Origin of the sequence: Paenibacillus sp. S29 (assembly GCF_049319765.1) — a bacterium.
GTDB classification, from domain to species: Bacteria; Bacillota; Bacilli; order Paenibacillales; family Paenibacillaceae; genus Paenibacillus; species Paenibacillus polymyxa_B.
Genome location: NZ_JBMOUI010000018.1, coordinates 1 through 26,600, shown reverse-complemented (window position 1 = coordinate 26,600; position 26,600 = coordinate 1). Strand labels below are relative to the sequence as shown.

At 44.6% G+C, this 26,600-nt stretch carries 20 protein-coding genes and 3 pseudogenes; 15 read left to right on the top strand and 8 right to left on the bottom strand.

Annotated features, from left to right (window positions below; all coding sequences use genetic code 11):
- Positions 1-77 precede the first annotated feature (77 nt).
- Positions 78-1,361 (top strand): annotated as a pseudogene (locus ACL9RM_RS23380) (glycoside hydrolase family 2 TIM barrel-domain containing protein); the annotation flags it as partial.
- A 154-nt stretch (positions 1,362-1,515) separates the two neighbouring features.
- Here the strand turns inward: ACL9RM_RS23380 and ACL9RM_RS23375 are convergent.
- On the bottom strand, positions 1,516-1,857 hold the full coding sequence (locus ACL9RM_RS23375; RefSeq protein ID WP_061830921.1) for a winged helix-turn-helix transcriptional regulator: 342 nt from the start codon (positions 1,855-1,857) through the stop codon (positions 1,516-1,518).
- A gap of 106 nt (positions 1,858-1,963) precedes the next feature.
- On the opposite strand from ACL9RM_RS23375, the gene ACL9RM_RS23370 reads away from it, so the two are divergent.
- Entirely contained in the window at positions 1,964-2,878 is a 915-nt protein-coding gene (locus ACL9RM_RS23370; RefSeq protein WP_250268333.1) for an arginase family protein, read from the top strand.
- 233 nt (positions 2,879-3,111) lie between these two features.
- Entirely contained in the window at positions 3,112-3,216 is a 105-nt protein-coding gene (locus ACL9RM_RS23365) for a DUF6254 family protein (protein ID WP_023988604.1), read from the top strand.
- A 636-nt stretch (positions 3,217-3,852) separates the two neighbouring features.
- On the opposite strand, the gene dapA is transcribed toward ACL9RM_RS23365, so the two are convergent.
- Positions 3,853-4,731 carry a 4-hydroxy-tetrahydrodipicolinate synthase gene (gene dapA, locus ACL9RM_RS23360; protein WP_422759402.1) on the bottom strand — a complete coding sequence of 293 codons (879 nt, stop codon included), beginning with the start codon at positions 4,729-4,731 and terminating at the stop codon, positions 3,853-3,855.
- 78 nt (positions 4,732-4,809) lie between these two features.
- Between dapA and ACL9RM_RS23355 the strand changes: the two genes are divergently transcribed.
- Together ACL9RM_RS23355 and ACL9RM_RS23350 are read left to right on the top strand one after the other, a co-directional pair.
- Complete coding sequence (locus ACL9RM_RS23355) at positions 4,810-5,718, top strand: LysR family transcriptional regulator (protein ID WP_323873156.1); 909 nt, start codon at positions 4,810-4,812, stop codon at positions 5,716-5,718.
- A gap of 288 nt (positions 5,719-6,006) precedes the next feature.
- Positions 6,007-6,129 (top strand): annotated as a pseudogene (locus tag ACL9RM_RS23350) (NAD(P)H-binding protein); the annotation flags it as partial.
- A 1,119-nt stretch (positions 6,130-7,248) separates the two neighbouring features.
- Here ACL9RM_RS23350 and ACL9RM_RS23345 read toward each other — a convergent pair.
- The 6 genes from ACL9RM_RS23345 to aiiA form a co-directional block, all read right to left on the bottom strand.
- Positions 7,249-7,857: a TetR/AcrR family transcriptional regulator gene (locus ACL9RM_RS23345; protein WP_061830913.1), complete on the bottom strand. Its 609-nt coding sequence runs from the start codon at positions 7,855-7,857 to the stop codon at positions 7,249-7,251.
- 161 nt (positions 7,858-8,018) lie between these two features.
- Positions 8,019-8,210: a hypothetical protein gene (locus ACL9RM_RS23340; RefSeq protein WP_029515917.1), complete on the bottom strand. Its 192-nt coding sequence runs from the start codon at positions 8,208-8,210 to the stop codon at positions 8,019-8,021.
- Positions 8,211-8,239: 29 nt separating this feature from the next.
- Positions 8,240-9,628: an Asp-tRNA(Asn)/Glu-tRNA(Gln) amidotransferase GatCAB subunit A gene (locus ACL9RM_RS23335; protein ID WP_029515916.1), complete on the bottom strand. Its 1,389-nt coding sequence runs from the start codon at positions 9,626-9,628 to the stop codon at positions 8,240-8,242.
- 45 nt (positions 9,629-9,673) lie between these two features.
- Positions 9,674-9,850 carry a hypothetical protein gene (locus ACL9RM_RS23330; protein ID WP_250268334.1) on the bottom strand — a complete coding sequence of 59 codons (177 nt, stop codon included), beginning with the start codon at positions 9,848-9,850 and terminating at the stop codon, positions 9,674-9,676.
- A gap of 13 nt (positions 9,851-9,863) precedes the next feature.
- Positions 9,864-10,133 carry a hypothetical protein gene (locus tag ACL9RM_RS23325; protein ID WP_250268335.1) on the bottom strand — a complete coding sequence of 90 codons (270 nt, stop codon included), beginning with the start codon at positions 10,131-10,133 and terminating at the stop codon, positions 9,864-9,866.
- 14 nt (positions 10,134-10,147) lie between these two features.
- Positions 10,148-10,906, bottom strand: coding sequence for a quorum-quenching N-acyl homoserine lactonase AiiA (aiiA, locus tag ACL9RM_RS23320; protein ID WP_250268336.1), 759 nt, complete (start codon positions 10,904-10,906; stop codon positions 10,148-10,150).
- Between the two features lie 75 nt (positions 10,907-10,981).
- On the opposite strand from aiiA, the gene ACL9RM_RS23315 reads away from it, so the two are divergent.
- The 10 genes and pseudogenes from ACL9RM_RS23315 to ACL9RM_RS23270 all read left to right on the top strand — a co-directional run.
- Positions 10,982-11,320: a hypothetical protein gene (locus ACL9RM_RS23315; protein WP_250268337.1), complete on the top strand. Its 339-nt coding sequence runs from the start codon at positions 10,982-10,984 to the stop codon at positions 11,318-11,320.
- Positions 11,321-11,376: 56 nt separating this feature from the next.
- Positions 11,377-11,637 (top strand): hypothetical protein, encoded by a 261-nt coding sequence (locus ACL9RM_RS23310; protein ID WP_250268339.1) that lies wholly within the window; start codon positions 11,377-11,379, stop codon positions 11,635-11,637.
- An 860-nt stretch (positions 11,638-12,497) separates the two neighbouring features.
- A pseudogene (locus ACL9RM_RS23305) lies at positions 12,498-12,719 on the top strand (NAD(P)H-binding protein); the annotation flags it as partial.
- Positions 12,720-12,892: 173 nt separating this feature from the next.
- Positions 12,893-13,915 (top strand): NADH:flavin oxidoreductase/NADH oxidase, encoded by a 1,023-nt coding sequence (locus ACL9RM_RS23300; RefSeq protein WP_250268341.1) that lies wholly within the window; start codon positions 12,893-12,895, stop codon positions 13,913-13,915.
- Between the two features lie 568 nt (positions 13,916-14,483).
- On the top strand, positions 14,484-14,894 hold the full coding sequence (locus ACL9RM_RS23295; RefSeq protein WP_250268342.1) for a MarR family winged helix-turn-helix transcriptional regulator: 411 nt from the start codon (positions 14,484-14,486) through the stop codon (positions 14,892-14,894).
- 74 nt (positions 14,895-14,968) lie between these two features.
- Complete coding sequence (locus ACL9RM_RS23290; protein WP_250268343.1) at positions 14,969-16,732, top strand: ABC transporter ATP-binding protein; 1,764 nt, start codon at positions 14,969-14,971, stop codon at positions 16,730-16,732.
- Complete coding sequence (locus tag ACL9RM_RS23285; RefSeq protein ID WP_250268344.1) at positions 16,725-18,575, top strand: ABC transporter ATP-binding protein; 1,851 nt, start codon at positions 16,725-16,727, stop codon at positions 18,573-18,575. The genes ACL9RM_RS23290 and ACL9RM_RS23285 overlap by 8 nt, the downstream gene beginning before the upstream one ends.
- A gap of 120 nt (positions 18,576-18,695) precedes the next feature.
- Positions 18,696-19,004: a hypothetical protein gene (locus ACL9RM_RS23280; protein ID WP_061830895.1), complete on the top strand. Its 309-nt coding sequence runs from the start codon at positions 18,696-18,698 to the stop codon at positions 19,002-19,004.
- 269 nt (positions 19,005-19,273) lie between these two features.
- Complete coding sequence (locus ACL9RM_RS23275) at positions 19,274-19,726, top strand: hypothetical protein (RefSeq protein ID WP_250268345.1); 453 nt, start codon at positions 19,274-19,276, stop codon at positions 19,724-19,726.
- A gap of 1,722 nt (positions 19,727-21,448) precedes the next feature.
- On the top strand, positions 21,449-26,600 hold a 5,152-nt coding region (locus ACL9RM_RS23270; RefSeq protein WP_414126575.1), incomplete at its 3' end, for an amino acid adenylation domain-containing protein.

Here is a 26,600-nt window from a genome sequence, read left to right as displayed (position 1 = left end):
GTTCCGACATTGCATACGAATATATTCCGCCGTATGACGAATCCTCTCATGGACGGTGCCGCCGGGAGAGGTGCCGAAACTTTGAATGCTTTTATGTACAGAGCACCGGAATCTGGAAAAGTGTGTGGATTGAATATGTGAATGAGGTAAGAATCAATGAGGTCAAGATAATACCGGATATCGACCGTCATATGATCCGCTTTGACTTTCAGCTCATGGGTATTGAGGCTAAAGATAATTTACGCCTGGAGACACGGATTGCGCTGAAAGGACAGCATGTGAAAAAGGTCAGCTTATCTGCCGACAGGCCCTGGATAACGGTGGAGGCCCATGTATTTCATGAAGCGTGTGGTCCATGGAAGCAGTGCTTGTGGTCACCGGAATCGCCCAACTTGTTCGATGTAGAGTTTGCTCTGTATGAGGATGAGAAAGAGAGCGACAGGGTGTATTCTTATTTTGGCATGCGGAAAATATTGATTGAAAACGGACAGATTCTATTGAATAATGGCCCTCTTTACCAGCGGCTGATTCTAGATCAGGGCTATTGGCCGGAAACTCATCTGACTCCCCCTTCTGAAGAAGCTCTTATCGAAGATATCGATAAAATAGCCGCGATGGGATATAACGGGGTTCGTAAACATATGAAGCTGGAAGACCCTCGCTTTTTATATTGGTGTGATGTGAAAGGCATGCTCGTCTGGTCAGAAATGGCGTCGACCTTTGAGTTCAATGATCAGGCGGTTAGCCGCTTTACGAAGGAATGGCTGGAAATCGTGCCGCAGCAGTACAATCATCCAAGCATCATAACTTGGGTCCCGTTCAATGAATCGTGGGGCATATCGACCATTGGACATGATGTAAGGCAGCAGCAGTTCACGCAAACGATCTATCATCTGACGAAGACGATTGATCCGTTTCGTCCGGTGGTTACCAATGACGGTTGGGAGCATACGGTCTCGGATATTTTGACCCTTCATGATTATGTGGAGACGGGCGAAGAGTTTTTGGAGCGATATCAGGATAAGGAAAGCATCGTAAACAACAGCATCTCCTTTAACAATTGGAAATATGCTTTTGCAGAAGGATATGCCTACCGAGGACAACCGATTATCATAAGCGAATTCGGCGGCATTGCCTTCCAGACGGACAAGGGCTGGGGATACGGAAACCAGGTGGATTCAGTCGAAGCTTTTATCAAACGTTTCCGTGCAATCACCGGAGCAATTAAAGCGACCCCCTATCTCTCGGGCTATTGCTATACACAGGTAACCGATGTACAGCAGGAAGTTAACGGATTGTTGACGGAAGACCGAAAACCGAAGGTTCCGCTTGAAGTGATTCGGGAAATAAATCTGGCTTGAAGCGGAAATTTAAGATAATAGAATTTGCAGAACGGCTGCATGCTGTTGTTCAGCCATTGCTGGATTCACTTAACTAGAGAGTTTAAACTTGGAATAGCAATGTTGGAAAACAGGACAACTTTTCGCATACAGGCTTTTTATTAGAAAACTGGATTTAATTTTTTTGGTTTTTTGTTCCCCACTCACATAACCCTTCCAAAACAGGTAATAGCGTTTCTGCTTTATCTGTGAGACTGTACTCGACTTTAGGGGGGACTTGAGGATATTCTTTCCGATTCACCAGACCATCCGCTTCCAATTCTTTTAGTTGTGAACTCAATGTTTTATAAGTAATAGCCCCTATCTGTCTTTTCAGATCATTAAAGCGAACTGTTCGGTTTTCGGCTAGGAGATAAATAATAACCATTTTCCATTTACCACCAATCAGTGAAACTGTATAACCAAAAGGTGTATCTTGAATGTTTTTAACTTTACCTTTAAATTCAGCCATACTCATGTTTACAATATCCTTTCGGGTAGTACCTATCAAAATAGTGCGTACTACGTTTTTATTTGTGTTCAGTTTATACTAACCTTACTTTTGAAGTAAAGGAGAGAAAAACATGACTAAAAAAACAATACGTCTGTTAATGCCACAATGGCAAGGGGGAAACAATCCTAATTACTCTTTTGGAGCCGAACTGCTTGCTTGGCTAGCTCCGGATAATGATCAACCCCTTATTCATGTTCCAATTCAAGCTTATAACGGTACTCCGCTTGAAAACGAAAACGGTATGAATGGGAGAAAACAGCTACTTGAACAGTTAGAGGCTGCTCAGCATATCATTGATGCTCATAAGCCAGATCGTATTGTAATGTTTGGTGGTGACTGCTTAGTGGAACAAGCTCCATTTGCCTATTTGAACGAACGATACGGTGGGGAATTAGGTTTAATTTGGATCGATGCTCACAGTGATTTAGTTAGATATGTGGGCTATGATAACGGACATACATTACCGCTCGGAAATCTTTTGGGAGAAGGAGATGAGGAGTTCGCAAAACATGTGAAAATCCCACTAAAACCTGAAAATGTTTTTATCGCGGGATTAGCGGCTCCTACAGAACAAGAAACAGAAGTCATTTCAGAAGCGTTTCAAAGACTAGGTATAGCTCCTACAGAATCAGACACAGAAGTGATTCAAAGACTAGGGATTAAAACTGCAGGAACCAAAGAGTTAACGAATAGTACTGAATCTATTAGAGAGTGGATTAAAGAAAGTGGCATTAAGCATCTAGCTATTCACCTTGATTTAGATGTGCTTGACCCAAAAGCATTTCGTTCTTTACTGTTCGCCAACCCTGAAGCGCCCTATAATTTTTCTCCTGCGGGAACAATGCAAATGCCTCAGCTACTTAATCTGATTAAAGAACTATCTGAAGAAACAGATGTAGTTGGATTAGGTATAACAGAGCATATGCCGTGGGATGCTATTAATTTAAAGAATCTGCTTGGAGAGATACCTATTCTAAATAAGTAAGTTCATACATGGATTATAATAGAACAATGATCTGCTTAATCACAAAAATACACCCCCGCAAACATAAAGTGCGTGAGTGCATTTTTATGATTAAGCGATTTTGACATCCTATATTTGGGATTGTGATATGTAGGAGAAAATTCAACGAATTTAGTTTTATGAATGAACAGAGCTGAGAAATGACAACTTAAGAAAGTAGTATACATCACAATTTCCAAAGGAGGATATCTGTTATGGCTCACCAGAAGAAAAGGAAAGAAGCAGCCTGGAAGTCACGAAAGCAAGAGCAGCATCCCCATGGTAAAGTCAAATCGCTCAAGGAGCTGTCCAGCGAATAGGAGTGAGGAGTATACTGCTTGAAAGAGAAGGACTGTCGGTGAAATTCATCGGCAGCCCTCTTTTTGCAAAAATTCGCTTACAGGAAATAATCCCTTTAATGTTGCAGCTGGATTTACTAATAACTTTCCAGCTATTGCTTGTAAGCTTTTCAGATTGCAGACCTCATTAGGATGAAAACGCTGAGTATGTAGTTATTCATAATATTCTCTTTGTATAACAACCCAATGCAGATAGCGGGACTTGTAAAAAATGTTTTCCTGATGACAGACAGTTGGGGTTGGTTGGGGATGAAGATGCGCAGCGTTCTACTATAGAGGGTATCTTCTTAAATTCGTTTTTCTAAAGGTTTTCTGTTCCGGCTAAGAAATGAAGCATCTCCTGTCCAGGAGATGCTTCTCAGGCTGTCGAGAAACCCCCTGTTTTTTTGCAGGGGGTTTAAAACTGTCTTAGTGGTCTAAAAACTAGGGTCCTCAGATCGTTTTAAATCGATTTTTGTTTTAAAATATGCGTCTCCCCATATAAAAATAGAAGTGTCGAAAAGTCCTCTGGACTTTCTCGACACTCTGTGAAGCATCTCCTGTCCAGGAGATGCTTCTTCTACGTTATGATTGGGGAGTCTGAGATAAGCTGATTTATCAGGATACGATTGAATTCAGGAGACCCTGCTTCACCTGATCCGACAGGGGCATAAGTGGCAGACGCAATTGCTCGGCGGCAATAATCTCTTGCTGGGTAAGCCACCACTTGATCGCGGCCGGGGCTGGCTCTGCAAATACATGCTGGATCATCGGTTTCAGTAGCATAAAACTGTCTCGCGACCCGTTCATGTCGCCAGCCATAAAACGTCGGTATATATCCACATACTTCTGGATATGGAGATGAGCGGATGCAAGCATACCACCGGTAGCCCCCTGGCATAGCATGGCATGGAAATAGGCATCCTCTCCGCAGAGGACAGGCTTGGTCTCGTACTGGGTCAATTTTAAGAGCAGATCAAGACCGCCCGTGCTGTCCTTGAGCCCAATTATGCCATCCAGGTCCAGCACTTTGCGAATTGTATCTATTGTCATGCGACTACCCGTGCGAACCGGAATCTCATATACTAGCACAGGCAGGCCTACACGAGATACGACACGGAAATGCTCCAATATTCCTTCCTGCGTCGGCCGGTTGTAATACGGAGTGACCACCATGGCTGCATCCGCTCCTAATTCAGCCGCCATTTCCGTCCGATGCACCGTTGAATAGGTATCATTCGTTCCCGTGCCAATAACGATCGGAATGGTTTTGTTCATGCTCTTCAGAACATCCTGCGTCACATGTACCATCAGCTTCACTTCATCCCAGGATACGGTTGGCGACTCTCCTGTCGTACCGTTAACGACCAGACCCTGGATGTCATGGCCTGCAAGATAGGTAACATACTTCCGGTACGAATCGATGTCCAGCTTATAGTCACGCGTAAAAGGTGTAATCAGCGGTATGAAAATCCCATGAATATGTTGTTCGTTCATCATCATCAGTTATCCCTTCCCGTTGAATTAAATCTAATGTAACATAGGAAACAGCATCAGAGTTATCTATAATAAACGATGATTCTAATCAAAATTTTCGATGGGGTGGCCAGATTGGATTTCATTTATCTTCAAACATTTCGGGAAGTTGCCATTCGTGAAAGCTTTACAAGAGCAGCAGAAGTGCTCGGTTACGCACAATCCAGCGTCACGACCCAGATTCAAAAGCTGGAGAAAACATATCAAGTTAAATTGTTCGAGCGCTACAATAACAATAAGATTCGTCTTACCTCCGCCGGAGAAGAGCTGTTCAAGCTTGCTGGACAAATGCTGGAGCTTTTCGAGCAATCGAAAGAAAAATTGGCCAAGCAGGGCGGAGGCTCCATGACGATCGGTACTATGGATTCCATCGCTTCGTATTTTCTGCCGCCGTATATGCAGGCGACTCGCAAAGAATACCCAGATCTGAACATACGATTGCATACGGATCGCGAAGAGATGATTTTGCACCAGGTGAGGGAAGGGGAGGCCGATGTTGGGTTGATCCTCGCGGACGATTCAAGCAATCCGGCGTTGCAGTGGATTACCATTCGAGAAGAACCGCTTGTGCTGATTGTCCATCCGAACCATCCGCTTATCGCTAAAGAGCGAATCGACCTGAATGATCTGGTTGATGCGGAGTGGATCATGCCCGAGCATACGTGCAACTACAGACAACTGCTGGAGAGAGTGCTTCGAGCAAATGGAATCACCTATCGCGTGAGTCTGGAGCTGGGTAATCCGGAAGCGATCAAACGGAGCATCAAGACTGGAGAGGGCATATCCATTCTACCTCTAATGGCTGCACTGGAGGAGGTCGAACGGGAAGAGCTGAAGGTGTTACCCTTTGAGCATGCCGAGCTCAAGCTGGAAATTCAGCTTGTTCTTCATCCCAAAAAGTGGGTGTCCAACGCATTGAGCTTTTTTATGGAGAGCATGAGAATATAGATTTTCCTCCACATCAAAATTAATATACAATACGAGCGCTTCCTAGTAGATACCAGAAGCGCTCAAAGTTTAACGTACCGAAGAATGAGAACTTAGAAAGCAAAGATGAACCAAAGTTTATTCAAATCATCGACGTATTTTTTCTGGAGAATAAGCAATCAATATTTGTATTCACTAAACCATTCGGTTACTTAATGTTTAATTAGAACAAGATGATCGACCTTACAGCCAAGAATGGTGATTTAAGTTAATGGGAAAGGAAAAAATATAATAATGAGGAGTGATTAGGTGAAGGTTTTGGTGGTAGGTTCAAATGGACAAATTGGACAACATCTTATCCATTTTTTGAAAGAAAACAAAGAACACACAGTCCGTGCGATGGTTAGGAAACAAGAACAAGCTAATGCTTATCATAATGGTTCCATGTTCCTGATGTTTTGGTTTTTAGGCAAGGGCATATTCCATTACTTTATCAAATAAAACTGGAGCCCAAAGAAGAACGAAACAATGATCGAACAGAATTGGGTAATAAATATTGTAGAACATACGCATCAAAAAAGGATTGGGAATATCAAGTAGTTTTCCCAAAAAAACGCCGATATCTCTGTCCCGTAACCTTAAGTTTTTGAAAGATTTTTTAAAAGAGAGAAAGTACTATTCACAATGGTATATAACCCTGTTATCTATCGACTTCAGTGTATTTGGGTCTTGTCCAGTTGACCATCTTGCCTCCACATTCGTAAACAATACAGATCCCCTCTTAATTAAACCATTGATTTATCACCTCATCGCAAAAGGAACATTAATCACCAATCTCAACGAGCTTATTTCATCCCGTAGCATAATATTACTAAACACACAGGTGAACCCCCAAGTAGAAAAAATAGATGGAGGAATGTTGTATGGCATTTAATCAAATCAGGATATATGCTTAGTGTTGTCTTTATGGGAAAAAGTTCAAGGTGGTTACCATAAATCCCCCTCATGTGTGGCTAAGGAGGCCTGATGGTGAGGATCTAGAGATATTTTTTACTGATTTAGTGAATCACCCGACTTTTGTACTGGAAGCCTCGATGAAACTTGAGAAGCAACAAGAGAAGAAGTCATACGATAAAAGTGCTGTACAAATCTCTTCAACTGCAATTTTGGAATACATAAGATGAAAACCTGCTTGTTCTCCATGGATTCTCAGGCTACGAAGCCTACAGGAAGTAGACGAAAGAGCGCTGCTGATGATAAGAAGACCGAATAAGGAGAGCGTGCCATGGAAGTCCGATCCGGACAATTCGCATAGCAGCCATTGGCAGAAAAAAAAGGGTTGTCCCATAAGTCATAAAAATGACTAGGGACGTCCTGTTCTCCAATTGTAAAACAATAAGAAACCGTTCCTGGGTAAAATGGAGGTACCACCCGACCATTTGAAAGGATATGGTTTCTTTGTACATTCAATATACCATTATGAGATAAAAAGAGGAGTTACGCAGGACTATCCCTCATCCATGTTATGTGGCTTTGTGGCCAGCCCCTCAATTAATGTCTATTAGCTCTTAAACCTTCAATAAATATGCGGTGTAATCCATCAAGAACTCGTTGGCTTGTAAAGCCTTCATCTTGGAGATGGTAATCGATATTGTGAAGCACGGCCAGCAGGGCTTCAATAGTATATGAAATGTCCACCCCGGATACGTCTCCCTGTTCAACGGCCTCATTTAGCAGATTTCTGCTTATATTGCGCATCCATTGACATAACGGAGATTGTAACGGACGATGCCCGGTTGAGGCCCGGCTGACCTCACAGAGCCAAGGAACTTTCGCTTCTAAAAAAGATACATATCTTACGATTACATGGTAAAGCCGGTCCAAGGCAGCGGTTTCTGGGGACTGATCAAGAAATGCTTGAACTTCATCAAACAAAGGTTGGTATTCTTCATACGCGATCTCCTGACATATGTCGCCCTTATCCGAGTAGCGGCGGTATAGGCTTGCTTGTCCTACTCCAGCAGTCTTCGCAATCTGATGCATATTGACATTGTCAACACCGTTTTTGATGAAAAGTTCTCTAGCCGCCGCCAAAATTCGTCTTCGGTTTAACTCCTCTCTGGGAATTTTCAGAGAGACAGATTGCGATTCTGAATTCATCATAAACATCTCCCTTCATCATTAATTTAACTGTTATTTAACACGAAAAACGGACAATATGTCCGTTTTTCGTGTATAGGACATGTTGTCCGTCTTCATATTATAATACATTTCGTGAAAAATTAAAAATACATTCATTTGGGTGACCGATGAGCTTTTTTTTATTTCTTGGTATAGTGCTTTTTGTAAATTGGAGGCAAATGCGGTTCAATGCCCGATAGGTCCAGTTCCTTTAAACTTGCGATCGTATGAATAAACTGCTCGTATGCTTTTTTCTTGTCGCTCGTCGTATCTGTTCCGGTTTCGGTTGATGCTTTCCTGCTAACTTCAGAGTTAAGTTGCTTTTGATCCATAGATTACCCTCCATCAAATATAGTCAGGCTTACAAATCCGGATGTCTCTTGTGCCAGTCTGTATTCATTTCATAAGTATTGCCGATACCTAGTACTGTCGCTTCTTCGAAGGGGCGGCCAATCAATTGCATATTAATCGGCAGACCGGAAGGTGAGAAGCCGCAAGGCATGCTCAGGCTAGGCAAGCCAGTCAAATTGGTCGGAACCGTAAATGAGTTCAATCTGAATACACTAGCATCATCATCTGCACGCGGCGCAGTGATCGGTGTTGCCGGCGTCAACAAGATGTCGATTCCGGACAATGCATTCAAAAAATCATTGACAATTAGTTGCCGGGCCCGCTGAGACTGAAGGTAAATGGAAGCCGGAATATCTCTACTGCTTTCAAGAAACATTCGGACGTCCGGTCCATACTGTTCCAATTCTGTCTCAAGCCACTTCTCGTGGTACGAGTACATTTCCGTCATCATAATGGCCATCGTCGCACTTCTAACATGTTTGATCAGGGGCAGGCTAACTTCGATGATTTCTGCTCCCAGTTCTCGGAATTTATTGATAGCGGCCTTCATCGCAGCTTCCACTTCCGGCATCAAATCCTCGTAATAGTAGCTTGTCGGCAATCCGATACGCACACCCCTGAGACCATTCGGATACATCTTGATACCTGGCGCAGGCAGATCGACAGTCGATTCATCCTTTGGATCGAAGCCAGACATCACATCCAAGCACAGGGACGCATCCATGACACAGCGGGTCAACGGACCCGAGTGGTCCAATGACCAGGCCATTGGAATGATACCATACCGACTGACCCGACCGTACGTCGGCTTCATCCCTACGACACCGCACAAAGCAGCGGGTATGCGGATCGAACCTCCGGTATCCGAGCCTGTGCCCAGATAAGTAAGTCCAGCCGCTAAAGCAGAAGCCGAGCCGCCGCTTGAACCTCCCGTTACAAGTTCAGTGTTCCACGGATTGAGGCAAGGACCGAAGTGCGGGCTAGTTGTTGTCAATCCCGCAGCGAACTCGTGAGTCTGTACTTTGCCTAGCAGAACTGTTCCAGCCTCATGTAGCTTAGCTGCAACCGTCGAATCGTAATCGGGGACGAAGCTGTTCAATATTTTTGAACCGGCAGTTGTTCGGATCCCTTTAGTGTAATATAGATCCTTATGAACGATGGGAATCCCGTGAAGGGGCCCTTTGTACCGACCATGCATAATATCGCGTTCCGATTGCTTCGCTTGTTCAATCGCCAGTTCGGACGTTTGGGTAACGAAAACGTTCAGTTTCGGATTCAAACGTTCGATGCGGTGAAGCGCATGTTCTGTAATCTCTACCGGGGATATTTCCCTTGTTCGGATCCCCTCGGCCAGCTCATGAATAGCAGCAAAGGACAGTTGGAAATTTAATTTACTCATCTATTCATCCTCCGTCTCTTTCGGACATGTCGTAAGTCTACCAAACTAATTACCATAGCTTCCGCTACGATTTGCTTTTCTTGCGAATAAGTATGTCAGGATTGCCAACAGGGAAATGGTAAAATAAACAACAGAAAAAGGCATCTTTAGATCAATCAGTCGGCCGACCAGCGCAGGGCCGAATGCTCCGCCTAGGAGATAGGCCAGTGTGAAAATACCCATCCCTACACCCAGCTCAGCCGAACGGAGTGTCGTCGAAACACAGCTGGCGAAAGGAAAAGGACTCCGTTAACTTGCCGTAAGTACCGGCGCCGATAGCCATCAAAATGCTGTAACCGACCATAACCCAGCTCACCTGCGAGGAGGTCAGGGCAAAGTCAGCGGAAATCGAAGGTATAGACAAATTAAACATGGTCATATTGATGTTTCCGAAAATAATGAGCAAGCAAAGTGTCCCCATTAATTTCCGCTCATTGCCGGATAAAGCCATTGATTGAGTATCCATGGTCTGTCCCTCCATTACAGGAAGTCAGGAAAGGTGCGGCATTTTTGCGCCTGATCTCTATCGTGTCCCAAGAAAACATAGGACGGCCGAACATCCTGAATTAACTCCTGCATGCGAGTAATCGATTTGGCAGCCATCTCTTGATCGAATGTCAAGAACGGTACGCTATTCTCGAAGTTCTCCCGAGTATAAGCAACATCAATTGTCAGTAGCACTGGACCCGACTTTTCTGTTGTGACAAGGACTGATTGATGGCCAGGGGAATGACCCGGAGTGAATAAAATTTGAACCCCCGGAATCAATTCATGGTCACCCTCAATGATTTGATATTGTAAATCGTGCAGCCTGCACTCTAATGGAGAGTAATCCTCATTGTTTATGGCCGCATCATACTCTGCCCTTTGAATAAGGATCGGCGTATTGCGGAAATGCCCGTTTCCCCCAGAATGATCCAAGTGTAAATGGGAGCTAATGATCATTTGAATATCGTCAGGTCGATAACCTACACGCTTTAACACATTTACGATCGAGTCGCCGTCAGACATGTTAGGGACGACGCGCCCTTCACGTCTAGTCCCCTTGTAGTAATCGGGATTGTTGATAAAAGCGTCGGGCATTCCCGTATCGATGAGTATCGGCCCGCTGGTCGTTTCCAATAGAAAAGACCACACAGGCATTCTGACTAATTTCCCGGGGGCAAGGGTTCGATTAACTGCCGATTGATCTAGGAAACATTCACCTACAGGTAAAAAATACAACTTTTTTATATTCATCCCAGTTTCACCCTTCATATTATAAATTCGGACAGTTTGTCCGTTTTACTTTGATTATATCGGACAAATTGTCCGATGTCAATTTGTCATCGGCGGTTGGGCTTCGGCAAAAGCCTTACACCTGCAACAATTGGTATGTATCTGCTCTACCCTTACGCATCCCGGAAGCAAGAAGAAGATGCAGAGGCAGTTGCCAAAAAGCGATCCGAGTTTATTAGTCATCTGCCACGATTTGAATTGAAAAGCAACGATGAATTTGTATCTGAAGTGAGGTCCGATTTAATCTTACGACGGTACCCCGAAGTAGGAGAGGAAATTGTGACAGTGCCCTCTTTTAGTCAGCTTAGAATACTATTTACAGCGGATAACTTCGGAATCATACCGGAACATATTATTAGGATGCGGATTGGATAGAACCGATCCCTGGGTTGGAACTGAAAGTCAGGAAGTGGGTTGGGGAGAAGGACCCGATGACTCCGCAGCCGAAAAAAGATGGAATGATTGAAGATCTGATTACACTTGGACACGAAGGCAGCGGCAATGGCCTGCGGCATTTTGTTGCCGGTAAGCCGATCCAAGCGGGTAGCTACATGGAGGTTAAATTTGGGGACGGCTGGATACCAGGGAGATACGAGTGGTCATTTGAGAAAGATAGCCCGATTAGAATTCACTCCTCTCGGCACGAATGGATTTCGATCCATGAGGGGCATCTAGTCCGGGTAAAAGCTTGAATGTTGTCATGCTGTACACGTTATTGACTTACAGGATCTTGGGGAGTCAGCGGTTACTGTGATCAAATGGTGGAAAAACCACGGCATGGAGACAACTGCAGAGATTTAAAGATTGGTGGGATGAAATGTTTAAGAGATTCAAATTTTGCTTCAGGCTTTATCAAGGGCGTTCGCTTGAAACTGTTTGCATAAGTTTTATATTTAGTTTTCTCGTTGGATTATTCTTGTATTTAGGTCATGCACCGGTTTCATGGTTGTCAATCGACATTATGGCATTCTTCTTGGATTGCTTAGCTTTAACACGAATAGTCTTGTGGCTACGAGTTCCTGGTAAAGGGACGAATATTTACGGCTATTTTCGGTGGGATAATACGATAGAAATTCATATCGGAAAGGTTAAATCACCAATGGAGTTTCAGCGTCGGATTAGAAACACAATCAAATATGCTCGTGAAAAAGGATATCTTATTGAATACACTTCCGGCATATTGACGCAGGTATGAGTTACGGTAATACATGAGACGAATTTAGCTATACTTTTTTTGGTATATGTCTGAGACTTTTTTAGCCGGGCAGATCGCCTACAGTTTACTCAAACGGATGTTGTGTCGCTGTTGCGGTTCAGGTAGAACCAGTAGCTAAAAGGAATCTACTGGTTCTCATTTCTCTTCACAGTTATAGAATGACGAGTGATCATATTAGGGTGTGATTATGTTATTGTTGGAGGATAAGTCTCAGTTATAATCCAAAAAAACGTAAAAAGTCTCAGTTATAAAGCAAGAAAGTATCACTTATAACTAGAAATTTTAGGAATGTAAGAATAACTTTTGTCTCAAGTATAGCCATTACTCATAGCTGGAAACAGCAGTTTGAACTACACAATCATAAGACTGGGGATTCTTTTGAATGAAATCGGTACGGGAAAAGTGGCTGCCGCGGAGAATATCACCTATGGCAGTATCCCACGTGAGGATGTAGCCAGTGCCATTGTGGCAGCTTTAGATGAGGAGAACACATACAAGCGAGCATTTGATCTGATTACTGGTGACGATTCAGTTGTCGAAGCATTGCAAAAAATCTGAAGATGAGGATCAAGTGTGAATCCAAACAATAAAGAATTATTTGCACCAATTACTTTGAAGTTTTGAAATCATACCTAGAGTTGACAAATGAAACAAACATGTTAATGTATATGCTTGTGCATGCATTTTATTGATGCATTTCATAATATAAATCAGAGAGGAGTCTTTCTCACATGAAAGATTTATTTAGTCCCTATACAATTAAAGGTTTGGAATTGAAAAATCGTGTAGTTATGCCTCCAATGTGCCAATATTCGGTTGACAAAAAGGATGGGGTCGCCACAGATTGGCATTATATACACTACGTTAGCCGGGCGGTAGGCGGAGCTGGTTTTATCATAATTGAAATGACAGATGTAGAGCCAGATGGTCGTATCTCCGATTTTGATCTTGGTTTATGGTCAGATGAGCAGATTCCTGCTCTCAAACGGATTGTAGATGCTTGTCACAGCTACGGTGCCAAAGTGGGAATCCAGATCGCGCATGCCGGACGCAAGGCGGAAGATGCTGAAGTCCCTGTAGCACCATCTGCTATTGCATTTGATGAAAATTCAAAACAACCTCGCGCGCTTGCAACAGAAGAGATTAAAGGACTCGTTGAGAAATTTCGTGCTGCTGTAGCTCGCGCTGTTAAGGCTGGATTCGACAGCATTGAAATTCATGGTGCACATGGCTATTTGATTCATCAATTTCATTCGCCGCTTACGAACAAACGGGAAGATGAATATGGTAAAGATCTTACCCTTTTTGGTCGGGAGATCATTCAGGCAGCGAAGGGCGAAATGCCGGAAGATATGCCGCTGTTGATGCGTATTTCTGCCAAAGAATATGTAGAAGGTGGATATGGTATTAAGGAAAGCATTGCTTTTGCCAAGGAATATCAAAAGGCAGGAGTAGATATGTTTGATATTTCATCTGGCGGTGAGGGACCTATAGCTGCATGGGGCAGACCAGGAACTCACGCAGCGTATCAAGTCCCCTTGGCAAAAGATATCAAAGAAGCTCTGGATATTCCGGTGATGGCCGTTGGAAGACTGGAAGATCCAATTTTGGCGAATGCAGTTATCGGAAATGAAGAGGCTGATCTGGTTGCTGTGGGTAGAGGGATGTTGAGAAATCCTTATTGGTCACTGGAAGCAGCATCAAAATTGAAAAAAGAAACCGCAATCCCTACACAGTATACTACAGGGTTTTAAGACTGACTGTATACATTACTGATTGAGCCTGCTTGGGTCAGTAAAACGATTCGAATCGATTAAGCAAAAAAAGTACGTCCTTTAGACCTTCTGTAAAGTACTCTATCAAGGTACTCTACAAAAGGTCTAATTAATGAGCTCTGCGATCACAGAGAGCATCCAGAATATTGTTGCTCAAACCAATTTGCTGGCTGCCTGGGCAGGAGCATGGAAGAAGGTTTCCGATTGTGGCGGGAGAAGTGCGTAAGATTGCCGAATATGCTTTGAATCTGTGGGCGGAATCGATGACCAGACGATTCATCAAAGTACGGCATGTAGAACTTGACCTTACAAACAATAATGAAGATGTTCAGAGGAAGATACATAAGAAGAGATTCAGTTTTAGCTCTGATGTTTTTACATTGGACTTTGTGTAGAAAAATTGGTAAAGATACAAGCTAGTTACGGAGGATTTTTTTGTATTCCATATTTTCTCTAATTGACTTTGTGACTCGACATTATTATTATCTTATACTATAAGATTAATTATCTCATACTATAAGGTATTAGCGAGAAGGTGTTGTGACCATTGGATTATAAATCATTAGCGACAGAACTATTCGAGTATATCGTCAAATCGCGGAAACCGGCATTAGAGGAACGAGGGCACTTCTCACGTGGCGAAATGGGGATTCTCATTTGTCTGAATTTCAATAAGGACGGGGTTACCTCTGGCCACTTGAGCGAATACTTGTCCGTCAGTACGGGACGGGTAGCAACGGCACTGAAGAGTCTGGAGAAGAAAGGGCTAGTTGTACGGCGTACTGATGTCAACGACAAACGTAAGGTGATTGTATTCATTACGGATTCAGGTAAGCAATTTATGATTGATAGGCATAATGAAGGAATTGCATGGACCGAGAATGTTCTTCGAAAGTTAGACGAAGAGGATGCTAAAGAACTGATTCGACTCATTAAGCTTATTGTCTCTAGAAGCTGAACTTCTATGCAGATGCAGGACGCACCATACTTCACCAAACATCAAAGACTATCAGATAAAAGGAGAGCAACAGAATGCTAAAGATATTCAAATATCTCAAGAAAAATGAATGGATGCTCGTACTTTGCAGCCTAGCTTTCATCGTTGTGCAGGTATGGCTTGATCTGAAGCTGCCTGATTATATGGCGGAAATTACGACCAAGCTGCAAACGGAAGGAACGCCTGTGTCCGAACTGCTGATTCCCGGCAGTTACATGTTGTTTTGTGCCGTCGGCAGTATGATTGCATCTATTATTGTGGGCTATTTCGCGGCAAAGGTGGCTGCTGGGCTGGCTATGCGTCTGCGTGCGATGGTCTTTGACAAGACCTTATCCTTTTCTATGGAAGAGATGAACAGCTTTTCGACGGCAAGCCTCATTACCCGCTCCACGAACGATGTTACGCAGATTCAAACGGTGGTTGCGCTGGGGCTGCAGGTGATCATCAAGGCACCTATTCTGGCCGTATGGGCTATTGTGAAGATTGCGGATAAAAACTGGCAGTGGACCGCCTCCACAGGAGCGGCCGTGGCTGTTCTGATTCTAATGCTAAGTGTCATTGTTGTTTTCGCTCTTCCAAGTTTTCAGAGAATCCAGCGTCTCACCGATAATCTGAACAGGGTAACACGTGAGCATCTGATCGGACTTCGGGTAGTACGCGCTTATAATGCAGATCAGTATCAGCAGGAGAAGTTCGAGCAGGCTAACGTTGAGTTGACGAATACAAACCTGTTCGCGAACCGATTAATGACGATGATTGGCCCAGGTATGACCTTTATTATGTCAGGTCTGAGTGTCTCTATCTATTGTATCGGCGCTTACCTGATTAACGGGGCGGCCGTACCAGACCGCATCACGTTGTTCTCCAATATGGTTGTATTCTCCTCTTATGCAATGCAGGTGGTTATGGCCTTTATGATGGTAAGTATGATATTCATTCTGATGCCTCGCGCCTCGATCTCTGCCAAACGGATCATGGAGGTTTTGAATACCGAATCCAGCATCGTTAACGGGCATGAGACGACTGGAGAAGAGAGCGTTATGGGGCAAGTGGAATTCCGTAATGTCAGCTTCAAATATCCGGACGCGGAGGAGGCCGTGCTTCGCAACATTAGCTTTACGGCGAAACAAGGCGAGACGGTTGCCTTTATTGGCGCTACAGGCAGCGGAAAAACCAGCGTGATCAATCTGATTCCCCGTTTCTATGATGTGACCGAGGGAGAGGTACTCGTGGATGGTGTGAATGTCAGGGACTATAATCAGCAGGCACTCCATAACAAAATCGGGTATGTCCCCCAGAGAGCTGTACTGTTCCACGGTACGGTTGTATCCAACGTTTCGTATGGCGATAACGGAAGAGCAGGAGCTTCGGAGAAACTCGTTAAAGAAGCCGTTGGTATTGCTCAAGGAACGGAGTTTGTCGAAAAAATGGATGGTCAATATCAGGGTAGAATTTCGCAAGGTGGAGCGAACGTTTCGGGTGGTCAAAAGCAGCGGCTGTCCATTGCGCGTGCCATCTACCGTCAGCCGGAAATTTATATTTTCGATGATTCCTTCTCGGCATTAGACTACAGAACAGACCGGATTCTGCGCTCCGCTCTCAAAAAAGAAACCGGCCACGCTACGACACTTATCGTTGGTCAGCGCATAGGTACTATCAAAGACGCTGATCGGATTATCGTGCTGGACCAGGGAGAGATTGTAGGGAGCGGCACGCATGAAGAGCTGATGACGAACTGCAGCACCTATCAGGAAATCGCATATTCGCAGCTTTCGAAGGAGGAACTCATACATGGATAAGAATGAACACACCGTCGACAGCCAGCAAATGAAAATGAATCAGCGAGGTCCCATGGGTAAAGGACCCGCGGGGGGCAAGGGTACTGGTGAAAAAGCGAATAATTTTAAAAAGACCATCAGCCAGCTTGTATCCTACAGCAAGGCCTATGTGCTTATGATTATACTAGCTATGGTACTGGCCCTGGTCGGCTCCACCCTCAACGTGATTGGCCCCGATAAGCTCAGCGATATTGCCAACCTGATTCAGGAAGGAATCGTGACCGGGATTGATGTAAGTGCTGTTCAGAAGATTGTTCTTGTATTGGCGCTTTTATATGGATTTGGTCTTATCTTTAACTATTTCCAGGGCTTCATTACAGCAACCGTCTCACAGCGTCTTACAAAGAAGATGCGGACAGAACTGTCTCGAAAAATCGATCATATGCCTTTGAAGTATTTTGACTCTACGAGCTACGGTAATGTGCTTAGCCGTGTAACCAACGATGTCGACACCATTGGACAAACGTTAAACAACAGTCTCGGCACGCTTGTCAGTGCGCTGGCTACCTTTGTGGGCGCCTTGATTATGATGCTGTATACGAACTGGATCATGACCGTTACCGGAATTATAGCTACGCTGATCGGCTTTTGCCTGATGAGCGTGATTATGAAGCATTCACAGAAATACTTTGTTGCACAGCAAGCGGAGCTTGGCCAGATCAACGGTCATATCGAAGAAACTTATGCTGGTCATAACGTAGTCAAGGTATATAACGGGGAACAAGCAGCCAAGGAAGTGTTTCATGGCATTAACAGCCGCTTATATACAAATGCATGGAAGTCCCAATTCATGTCTGGTCTGATGATGCCAGTCATGATGTTCATTGGAAATTTTGGTTATGTCGCGGTCTGTGTCGTGGGAGCTTTGCTGGTCAACCAACAGACTATAACTATTGGAACTATTGTCGCCTTCATGGTGTATATTCGTCTGTTTACACAGCCCTTGTCGCAGCTGGCACAGGCCGCAACCAATCTGCAGTCGGCGGCTGCCGCCAGTGAACGTGTATTCGAATTTCTGGGTGAAGAAGAATTGGCAGATGAGCGTCACAAGACCATAAAGCTGGACACTGCCAAAGGGGATGTCGAATTCAAACATGTCCGTTTCGGCTATAATGCAGATCGTATGATCATCAAGGACTTCTCCATGAAAGCTGAAGCTGGTCAGAAAATTGCCATTGTCGGTCCGACAGGCGCTGGTAAGACCACGCTCGTGAATTTGCTCATGCGGTTTTATGAGCTGAACGATGGAGAAATCTACATTGACGGCACCCCGATTAGCCAATTAACGCGCGAGAATATTCATGAATTATTCTGTATGGTGCTTCAGGATACCTGGCTGTTCGAAGGAACGATTCGTGACAATATCGTCTTTTCCAAAGATCATGTTACCGATGAGCAGGTGGAAGCTGCATGTAGAGCGGTGGGTCTGCACAGCTTCATTAAAACACTGCCGCAGGGCTATGATACAGTGCTGGATGACAAAGCCAATCTCTCTGCCGGTCAAAAGCAATTGATTACCATTGCAAGAGCGATGATTGAAGATTCACCCATGCTCATTCTGGATGAGGCCACAAGCTCGGTCGATACGCGTACGGAATTGCTGATTCAACAAGCGATGGACCAGCTGACTGTGGGGAAAACCTCCTTTGTGATTGCTCACCGACTTTCGACGATCAAGAATGCGGATCTGATTCTGGTCATGAAGGACGGTGACATTATCGAAATGGGTAACCATGAGGAATTGTTGGCTAAAGGCGGCTTCTATGCCGATCTATACAATAGTCAGTTTGAACATGCATCTTAAAAGTAAATGCTTGAAAGCATATTAAATATCCATATAATTCCAACGACATTGACATCAGCATATGGACATTATAAGGTATGAAAGCCAGAATTTTTTAATCATAATTGTGGAGGCAGATCAATGAACCAGCGTTTTCGAATCACCCGTTCCATGCAGGAAAGTCCTGTGGAGCAATCCATTACCCTGGAGGAGTGCAAAGATTACTTTGCATCCCAGCCAGACTTTTCGTATTCACGAGTACTAATTATACAAGGTGCTGAGAGCACCATGTCGATCGAGGGAGACTTTTTCATGTGGAAGTATGCTGATGTAGAAATACCTTTTCGTCATTACATGGGTGATGTGTATGTGGCTATTTCCGATGAGGCTGTCGTGCCTAAGATGATTGAAATTGCAACAGATTTGCAAGCAGATGTGGTGGATGGGTGAAGAACTATTCACTATTCTTATTCTGCTGAAGGTTGTTGACTTCGTAGTATATCTTTACAGCAAATTGACAGTGCTGATTTCTGCCTGCTGACATCGAGTTACATAGATGTCAGCATTTTTGTTAATTATGTTAATATACTGGGAAGAATAATCCATACCACAAAATACATATTCCATTGGCTGGATGCTAAGAGACTTAACAGCTGGATCAACTAAAAGGGGAACGATGCTAGGTTAGAGATGTTTCGCTGTTTCTCATTACGGAGGCAGTGCAAGCTGGTAAATTAGGCGAACAACCATTGACGGTAAAAAGCGGCGATTTAATTATTGCTTTGGATGGCGTATTAATGGAGATCTCCAGTTCGGAACAGTTTGGATTGTCAGGATGGGCTGTCAGCGCTCGTTTGATGGGATGTTTAGCGAGGAAGACAGTAATGAGATTGTTTTGCGTAAAAAAACTGTCGGTTAATGTGAACAGCTGCGGCAAGCCCTTGTCATTTAAAAGACGTGATGTACGAGGGTTTGTCTGGATTTCTGATGAGTGGTTTCAAAGCATTCGTTTCCTGTCTGGTCACAGGGCAGAAGCTCACTCGGTTGTGATGCGCTCGGCAACAAAAACGATTCGATTCGTACACAGTATACATCACACAACAAATGTTTCCGGTACGTTCGCTGTGAGAGTATTCACTTCATTCTTAAGGGTCAAGTCGCCAAAACTTTAAAATAGCAAGTCTCTTGCAACATGGAGACTTGCTATTTTGTATTTTCCGTTCATTAAATTTTGCGAAAAAAAATAGTTCCAAAGTTATGAGTTTTCTAAAAATTTATATTTTTAAAGGGGAATCAAAACGTTTCTATTAATTAAAAAATAAAATTTATAGCTTAAATTAGAGGGAATTTAAGCTGAACTAAAATTTCAGGAGAAAAATTAAAGAAAATTCCGCATGTAAATTGGTTCAAAAGATCTATTAAAAGTCACTATCTATTTAAAAAGTGAAGAGTTATTAATTTTGAATTATTCCAGCTTAATGCAAATAGATTCCATGATATAGGTAATTAAAGAATATTGCTGAAAAAGTTGAAATTTGTCGGATTATGTCAGGATTGATTTGTTATATTTGTGTTAATGGTATGTAACGTAAAATTTGTTTTCGCACAAGGGTTTTGGACTTTCTTGCAAGCCTACATCATTTTGATTTTATCAATTTATAAAATCAAAAATTTTGTTTTGAATCACATTAACGAGTCATGGTCAGTATTCAATTTAATAAAAAAGTAAAATTCTTGCATTTGAAGATTTAAAAATAATGGAATAATATGGGTTATTTATTGATTTCATGAAATCCATTAATTTGGAACTTATGTCCCATGCTAATCGGTTTTAAAGTTTGTATATTTAAAATAGCTAGAAAGTATTGGGAGGAAAAAAGGGATATAAGGATTTATTGTGAGATTTTGGACAGTAAGAGGATATGAGAAATTTATATGTCAACTCGGTCATGTCTTGGTTTTAAAAACGTGATCCATCTGACTGAGAAGATCCAGTTATTTTGTTTCGCCCGACATGGGGGCTTTAAACCTGAATGGCTTACAGAACATGAAAGTTGTTCAGCAGAAGCTCCATGGATATCAAGCAGAACAATATGCCCTCACGGCTTCCCGAAATGGCTTCATAAGTACATAAGCTGTTTTCTTTTTTAGACACTGTATGGGAGCACTGATTGTAATTGAAACAGCATGGCAGTTGTATAGGCAAAACTGCAAGATTTCCTGTCCATAGCATCATATCTGGTAAATCCGTCTCACATTTTCCGTATTCCAAAAGACAGCTCTATTATTTTTAAGGTATACGAAATATATCCTTTAACAGCCTGGGAATCCCGTTGACTCGTCCGATGACCATCATTTTTCATCCATGTACAAAATCAGGAAGTTATAAGCGCAGTCGTGAGTATTTTTTTGTCCTTTCATCCTAGAATTACGCTCCTCACCACGCTGCAGCAGCTCATGTATCTCACAGCATCGATACCCTCCAGCCAAGATTCAAACAGCACACAGCATGATACACTACGTTGTTAACACTGCGGCAACCATTCTACAACCCACCACCAAGATGTACTCTCAGCATAATTCAAAAATGTTCTCACTCCATGCACATATTCATACATCCAGAGTCAGAGTTATTTCACTATGTCCGCCCAACTAAAAAAGCTTGCACTGCGAAAGTGTGAGTGATGAAAAAGAGAGATGTGCTTGTTTCTATTCAAATTTAGCTCTTCGAAGACACCCATATCTCAATGGTATATCAGGAGTGGTCGCTTTTGCCGACTGCCATTGGCAATTTAATGCCGGTGAAAAGGTACACATGACCAGTTCCTTGACAAGGACGGTCATTTATGAGGAGTTACTTTTTACCCACATCTATTTCGCGAGGAGAGATACGTATGACTCAGCACAATGTTCAATTGTTTGCATTAAGCCAACCACAGCAACGTATTTGGTACACGGAGCTTGTGTATCCCAATCGCAACACGTCCACGATTATTACCACTGTTAAAATCAAGGGAACAGTTCGAATAGATGCATTGCAGCAGGCAATGAACCGGGTGATTGCACAAAACGATTCTTTTCGTATCAAAATCACGGCTCGGGACGGCATCCCCTATCAATATGTGGAGCCGTTTGCTGCTCAAAGCATAGAAACGCTTCAGGTTACCCCGGAGGAAGCTGAGCTATGGGTCAGCCATCATAACGCACAGCCGTTCCCCTTGTTGGATTCGCAGCTGTATCGGTTTGTTATTTTGCGGTTGGGGGCAGAAGACACCTGGTTTAGTTTCAAAATGCACCATATTATTTCGGACGGCGTAACCATGGAGCAGGCCATTAATGAAATTACGGGGCATTATATGAATATTGTGCATGGTACAGGTTCAGATGCGTCGGCTCCAGAGAATTCATATCTCGATTTTATTCAGGTGGAGCAAAGCTATGAGCAATCGGACCGCTATCAAAAGGACAAGATATACTGGACGGAGAAATTTGCCGATTTGCCGGAGGTTACAGGTTTAAAATCATACAATCCACTTACGGTGAGTACGGCTGCACGCCGGGAGAACTATACACTGGAGCACGAATTATATCGTGGTGTCACTGCTTTTTGCGAGGCGAATAACATCAGTATTTTTACATTTTTCCTGGCTGCTCTGTATATTTATTTGCATAAAATGACAGGGGAACAGGATTTAACCGTGGGCACATTGTATGCTAACCGTACGTTGAAGAAGGAAAAAAATACAATGGGCATGTTCGTCAGCACTGTGGCTACACGTCTGCGGGTTGAGCCGGAATCCGAGCTACTCACCTTCCTGCAAGGTGTTGGCAAGGAGCAGGCGTCCATTTTGCGGCATCAGCGTTATCCGTACAACAAAATCATGCAGGATTTGCGTGAACAGCAAAGCGGCACGGATATTCGCCGCCTGTTTGGCGTTACCATTCAATACCGTACACTGAGCTTCTCCCGTTTTGATGAAGCCGTTCAGCAGGTGCATACCGATTTCTGCGGAGATACGGTGAGTGACTTCGATATTGCCATGATAGACATGCTGGATGACGATAAACTTGTATTGCAACTGGATTATCGGACCGAGTTGTTCAGCGAGCAGGAGATCGCCCGAATTATTCGCCAATTCCTGAGTGTGGTAGAACATATGGTGAAAGGGCCACAGAAGCGGATTCAGGAGTTGTCACTGATGAGTGACGAAGAACGGGCACAAATTATGGATGTATTTAATGCGACAGCAGTGCCCTATCCACACAATGTGGGGATTCATGAGCTATTCGAGGAACAGGCAAAACGTACACCGGATCAGACAGCGGTTATGTTTGGAAATCAGTGTCTGACCTATCGGGAGCTGAATGAACGGGCGAATTCATTGGCACGAATGCTTCAAGCACAAGGAGTAGGACCTGACAAACTGGTTGGTCTGATGGTGCAGCGCTCATTGGAAATGATCGTAGGTCTGCTGGCCGTTTTAAAAGCAGGTGGTGCATATGTGCCGATCGATCCCGAATTTCCGTCATCTCGTATTGAATACATGCTGGAAGACAGCAAGGCCGAAGTGCTTCTGACCAGTCGTGATCTGGCAGAAGAACATCATTACATCGCCAATACCATGTTTCTTGAGGATGCAGCATTGTATCAGGGAGAAAGCGGCAACCTAGAGGCAATTGCCCGCCCAGAGCATCTGGCTTACGTCATCTATACCTCTGGTTCGACTGGAAATCCGAAAGGAGTTATGCTCCAGCATCGCTCGGTACTCAACTTTATTACCGGGATGCGTGAAATCATCGACTTTGAAGCGAACAAAACGATTTTGTCACTGACGACCATTTCATTCGATATTTTCGTATTGGAAACCATCCTGCCCCTGTTGAGTGGAATGACTGTTGTGCTTGGCGACCGCCAGCATCAGGTGAACCCTCAGGCGCTTGGTGAGTTGATTGCTCACCATCATATTGATATGTTGCAAATGACACCATCGCGGCTGCAAATGCTGATGGATCATGAATCAGGTTTCCGCGCGCTGCGAGACGTAAAGGAAATTATGGTCGGGGGTGAAGCCCTTCCGTCCAAGCTGCTCGCAGCACTGCAAGAAGCAAACGGCCCCCGCATTTATAACATGTACGGACCTACAGAAACGACGGTTTGGTCGACCGTACAGGAACTGACTCATGCTCAAGACATTAATATCGGCCGTCCCATCGCGAATACCCAAATCTATATCATGAATGCGAGTGGGGAATTGCAGCCAGTCGGTGTGCCGGGCGAGTTATGTATTGCGGGGGAAGGACTGGCCCGTGGATATTGGAATCGCGAAGAACTGACGGCCGAGAAATTTGTGGATAATCCGTTTGTAGGAGGCAAAGTCGGGTATGAACGTATGTACCGTACAGGCGATTTGGCGAGATGGACGCTGGACGGCAACATTGAATATTTGGGACGGATGGACCACCAGGTGAAAATCCGGGGCTACCGGATCGAACTGGGCGAGATTGAATCGCAGCTATTGCAGGTGGAATCGGTACGAGAAGCGGTCGTCGTGGCCCATACGGACGAAACGGGTCAAAAACAACTCGTGGCGTACTATGTGGCGAGTCAAGAACTCGGAGCCAGCGAACTGAGAAGTGAGCTGGGGCGGGAGCTACCAAGCTATATGGTGCCGTCGTATTTCATTCAATTGGAGCAGATGCCGCTGACACCGAACGGTAAAATTGATCGTAAGTCCTTGCCAGCACCGGAAGGCAGCCTGCAAAGCGGAGCGGATTATGTAGAGCCACGCACTGCAACGGAACGGGCACTCGCAGCCGTCTGGCAGTCCGTCCTGGGCGTGCCAACCGTCGGAATGTTGGACAATTTCTTTGATCTGGGCGGCGATTCGATCAAGGCGATTCAAATCGTATCTCGTGCATTCCAGGCAGGCTACAAGCTGGACATGAAGGATCTGCTTCGGTATCCAACCGTTGCAGCATTGGCACCGCACATGCACGAGGCAAGTCATACGGCAGATCAGGGAGAAGTGAGCGGGAAAACAGCGTTGCTTCCGATCCAGCACGGGTTCTTTGAACAAGAGCAAGTGGATGCGCATCATTTTAATCAGGCGGTTATGCTGCACCGGGAGCAGGGCTTTGACGAAGCTGCTTTGCGTCAGGCGCTTATGCATTTGACGGAGCACCACGATGCACTACGGATGGTGTTCAGGAAGACCGAGCAAGGCTATCAAGCGTGGAACCGCGGAATACAAGAAGGCGAGCTGTACCATCTGGACGTGCTGGATTTTAGAGCTTTGACAAATAAATCCATGCTGAGCGCGACGATTGAGACGAAAGCAACTGAAATTCAAAATAACATGAATCTGTCCGAAGGACCGCTGGTGAAACTGGGTCTGTTCCGTTGCCCGGATGGAGACCATTTGTTGGTAGCGATCCACCATTTTGTAGTCGACGGCGTGTCTTGGCGTATTTTGCTGGAGGATTTGGCATCCGGTTATGAGCAGGCTTTACGGGGCGAGTCTGTCCGTTTACCCAATAAGACGGATTCCTTCCGTCTGTGGGCTGATCAGCTGTCGACATATGCGAACAGTTCGGCTTTGGAGAAGGAGCGTGCGTACTGGCAACAGCTGGAGCAAGCGGCAGCTACACAAGCAGCTTTGCCCAAGGATTACACTTGCAAATCCGAGGCCAAGCCTCAGCTACGAGATGACCGCACACTGACAGTAGCGTGGACGGTAGAAGAAACAGAACAATTTTTGAAGCAGGCACACCGGGCCTACAATACGGAAGCGAACGACCTGTTGCTGACAGCTCTGGGCACCGCAATTCAGGAGTGGGCAGGCATCCGTCAGGTGCTTGTAAATCTGGAGGGTCACGGACGGGAAGCTATTTTGCCGGATGTGGATATTACGCGTACGGTCGGTTGGTTTACCAGCCAATTCCCGGTTGTGCTCGATATGGGCGAGGATCGGAATGTGGGACGGCGTGTCAAGAGCGTCAAGGAAGGGCTGCGTCGTTTGCCGTATAAAGGAATTGGATACGGTATTTTGAGATATCTTTCTGCGCCTAGGGAAGGGGAAGCCGCTTTTGTCGCCGAGCCGGAAATCAGCTTTAACTATCTCGGACAATTCGATCAGGATTTGAAACATAATGCCTTTCGCATGTCTCCTTATTCCATCGGAGCTTCCATTAGTGATACGTTGACCAAGCGGTATGCTCTGGATATCAACGGCATGATCACGGACGGTGCACTGGAACTGACGATCAGCTACAGCAACAAAACGTTCATGAAAAAGTCAATCAAAAAGCTGGCTGATCTGCTTCAGGAGAGCTTGCGTGAGGTATTGGCTCACTGTGTGGAAAAAGAGTTGCCAGAGCTGACGCCAAGTGACTTGTCCTTCCAAGGACTGACGGCTGGAGAGCTGGATCATATTGTAGAGCAGACGGCTGCTGCGGGAGAACTAGAAAATATTTATTCGCTCACACCCATGCAAAAAGGCATCCTGTTCCACGGCCTAATGGAGCCAAAATCCGGGGCGTACTTTGAGCAGGCGACATTTGATCTGCAAGGTAGCTTTCAAGTGGAGGCTTTTGCCGAAAGCTTAAATCAACTGGTGGATCGCCATCAAATATTCAGAACGAATTTTTATAGCGGCTGGAATGAGCAGCCTTTACAGGTGGTGTACCGTCACAAACATGCCGGGTTCCGTTTTGAAGATGTGCGCTCAATGGGACAAGGAGAGCAGGACGCATACATTGCTGATTTTGCTGAGCGTGACAAAGCCGAAGGCTTTAATTTCAGCTCAGGCGAGCTGATGCGGGTGTCTATTTTGCGTACAGGTGAGGAGTCGTACCGTTTTGTGTGGAGCTTCCACCATATTTTGATGGACGGTTGGTGCTTGTTCCTAATTGTAGGAGAGGCATTTAATACGTACTTTGCCATCCTCGAAGACCGCAAGCCGGAGCTTGCCCCGGTAACGCCATACAGCGAATATATTGAATGGCTGGAGCGGCAGGACAAAGCAGAGGCTGAACGGTTCTGGAGTG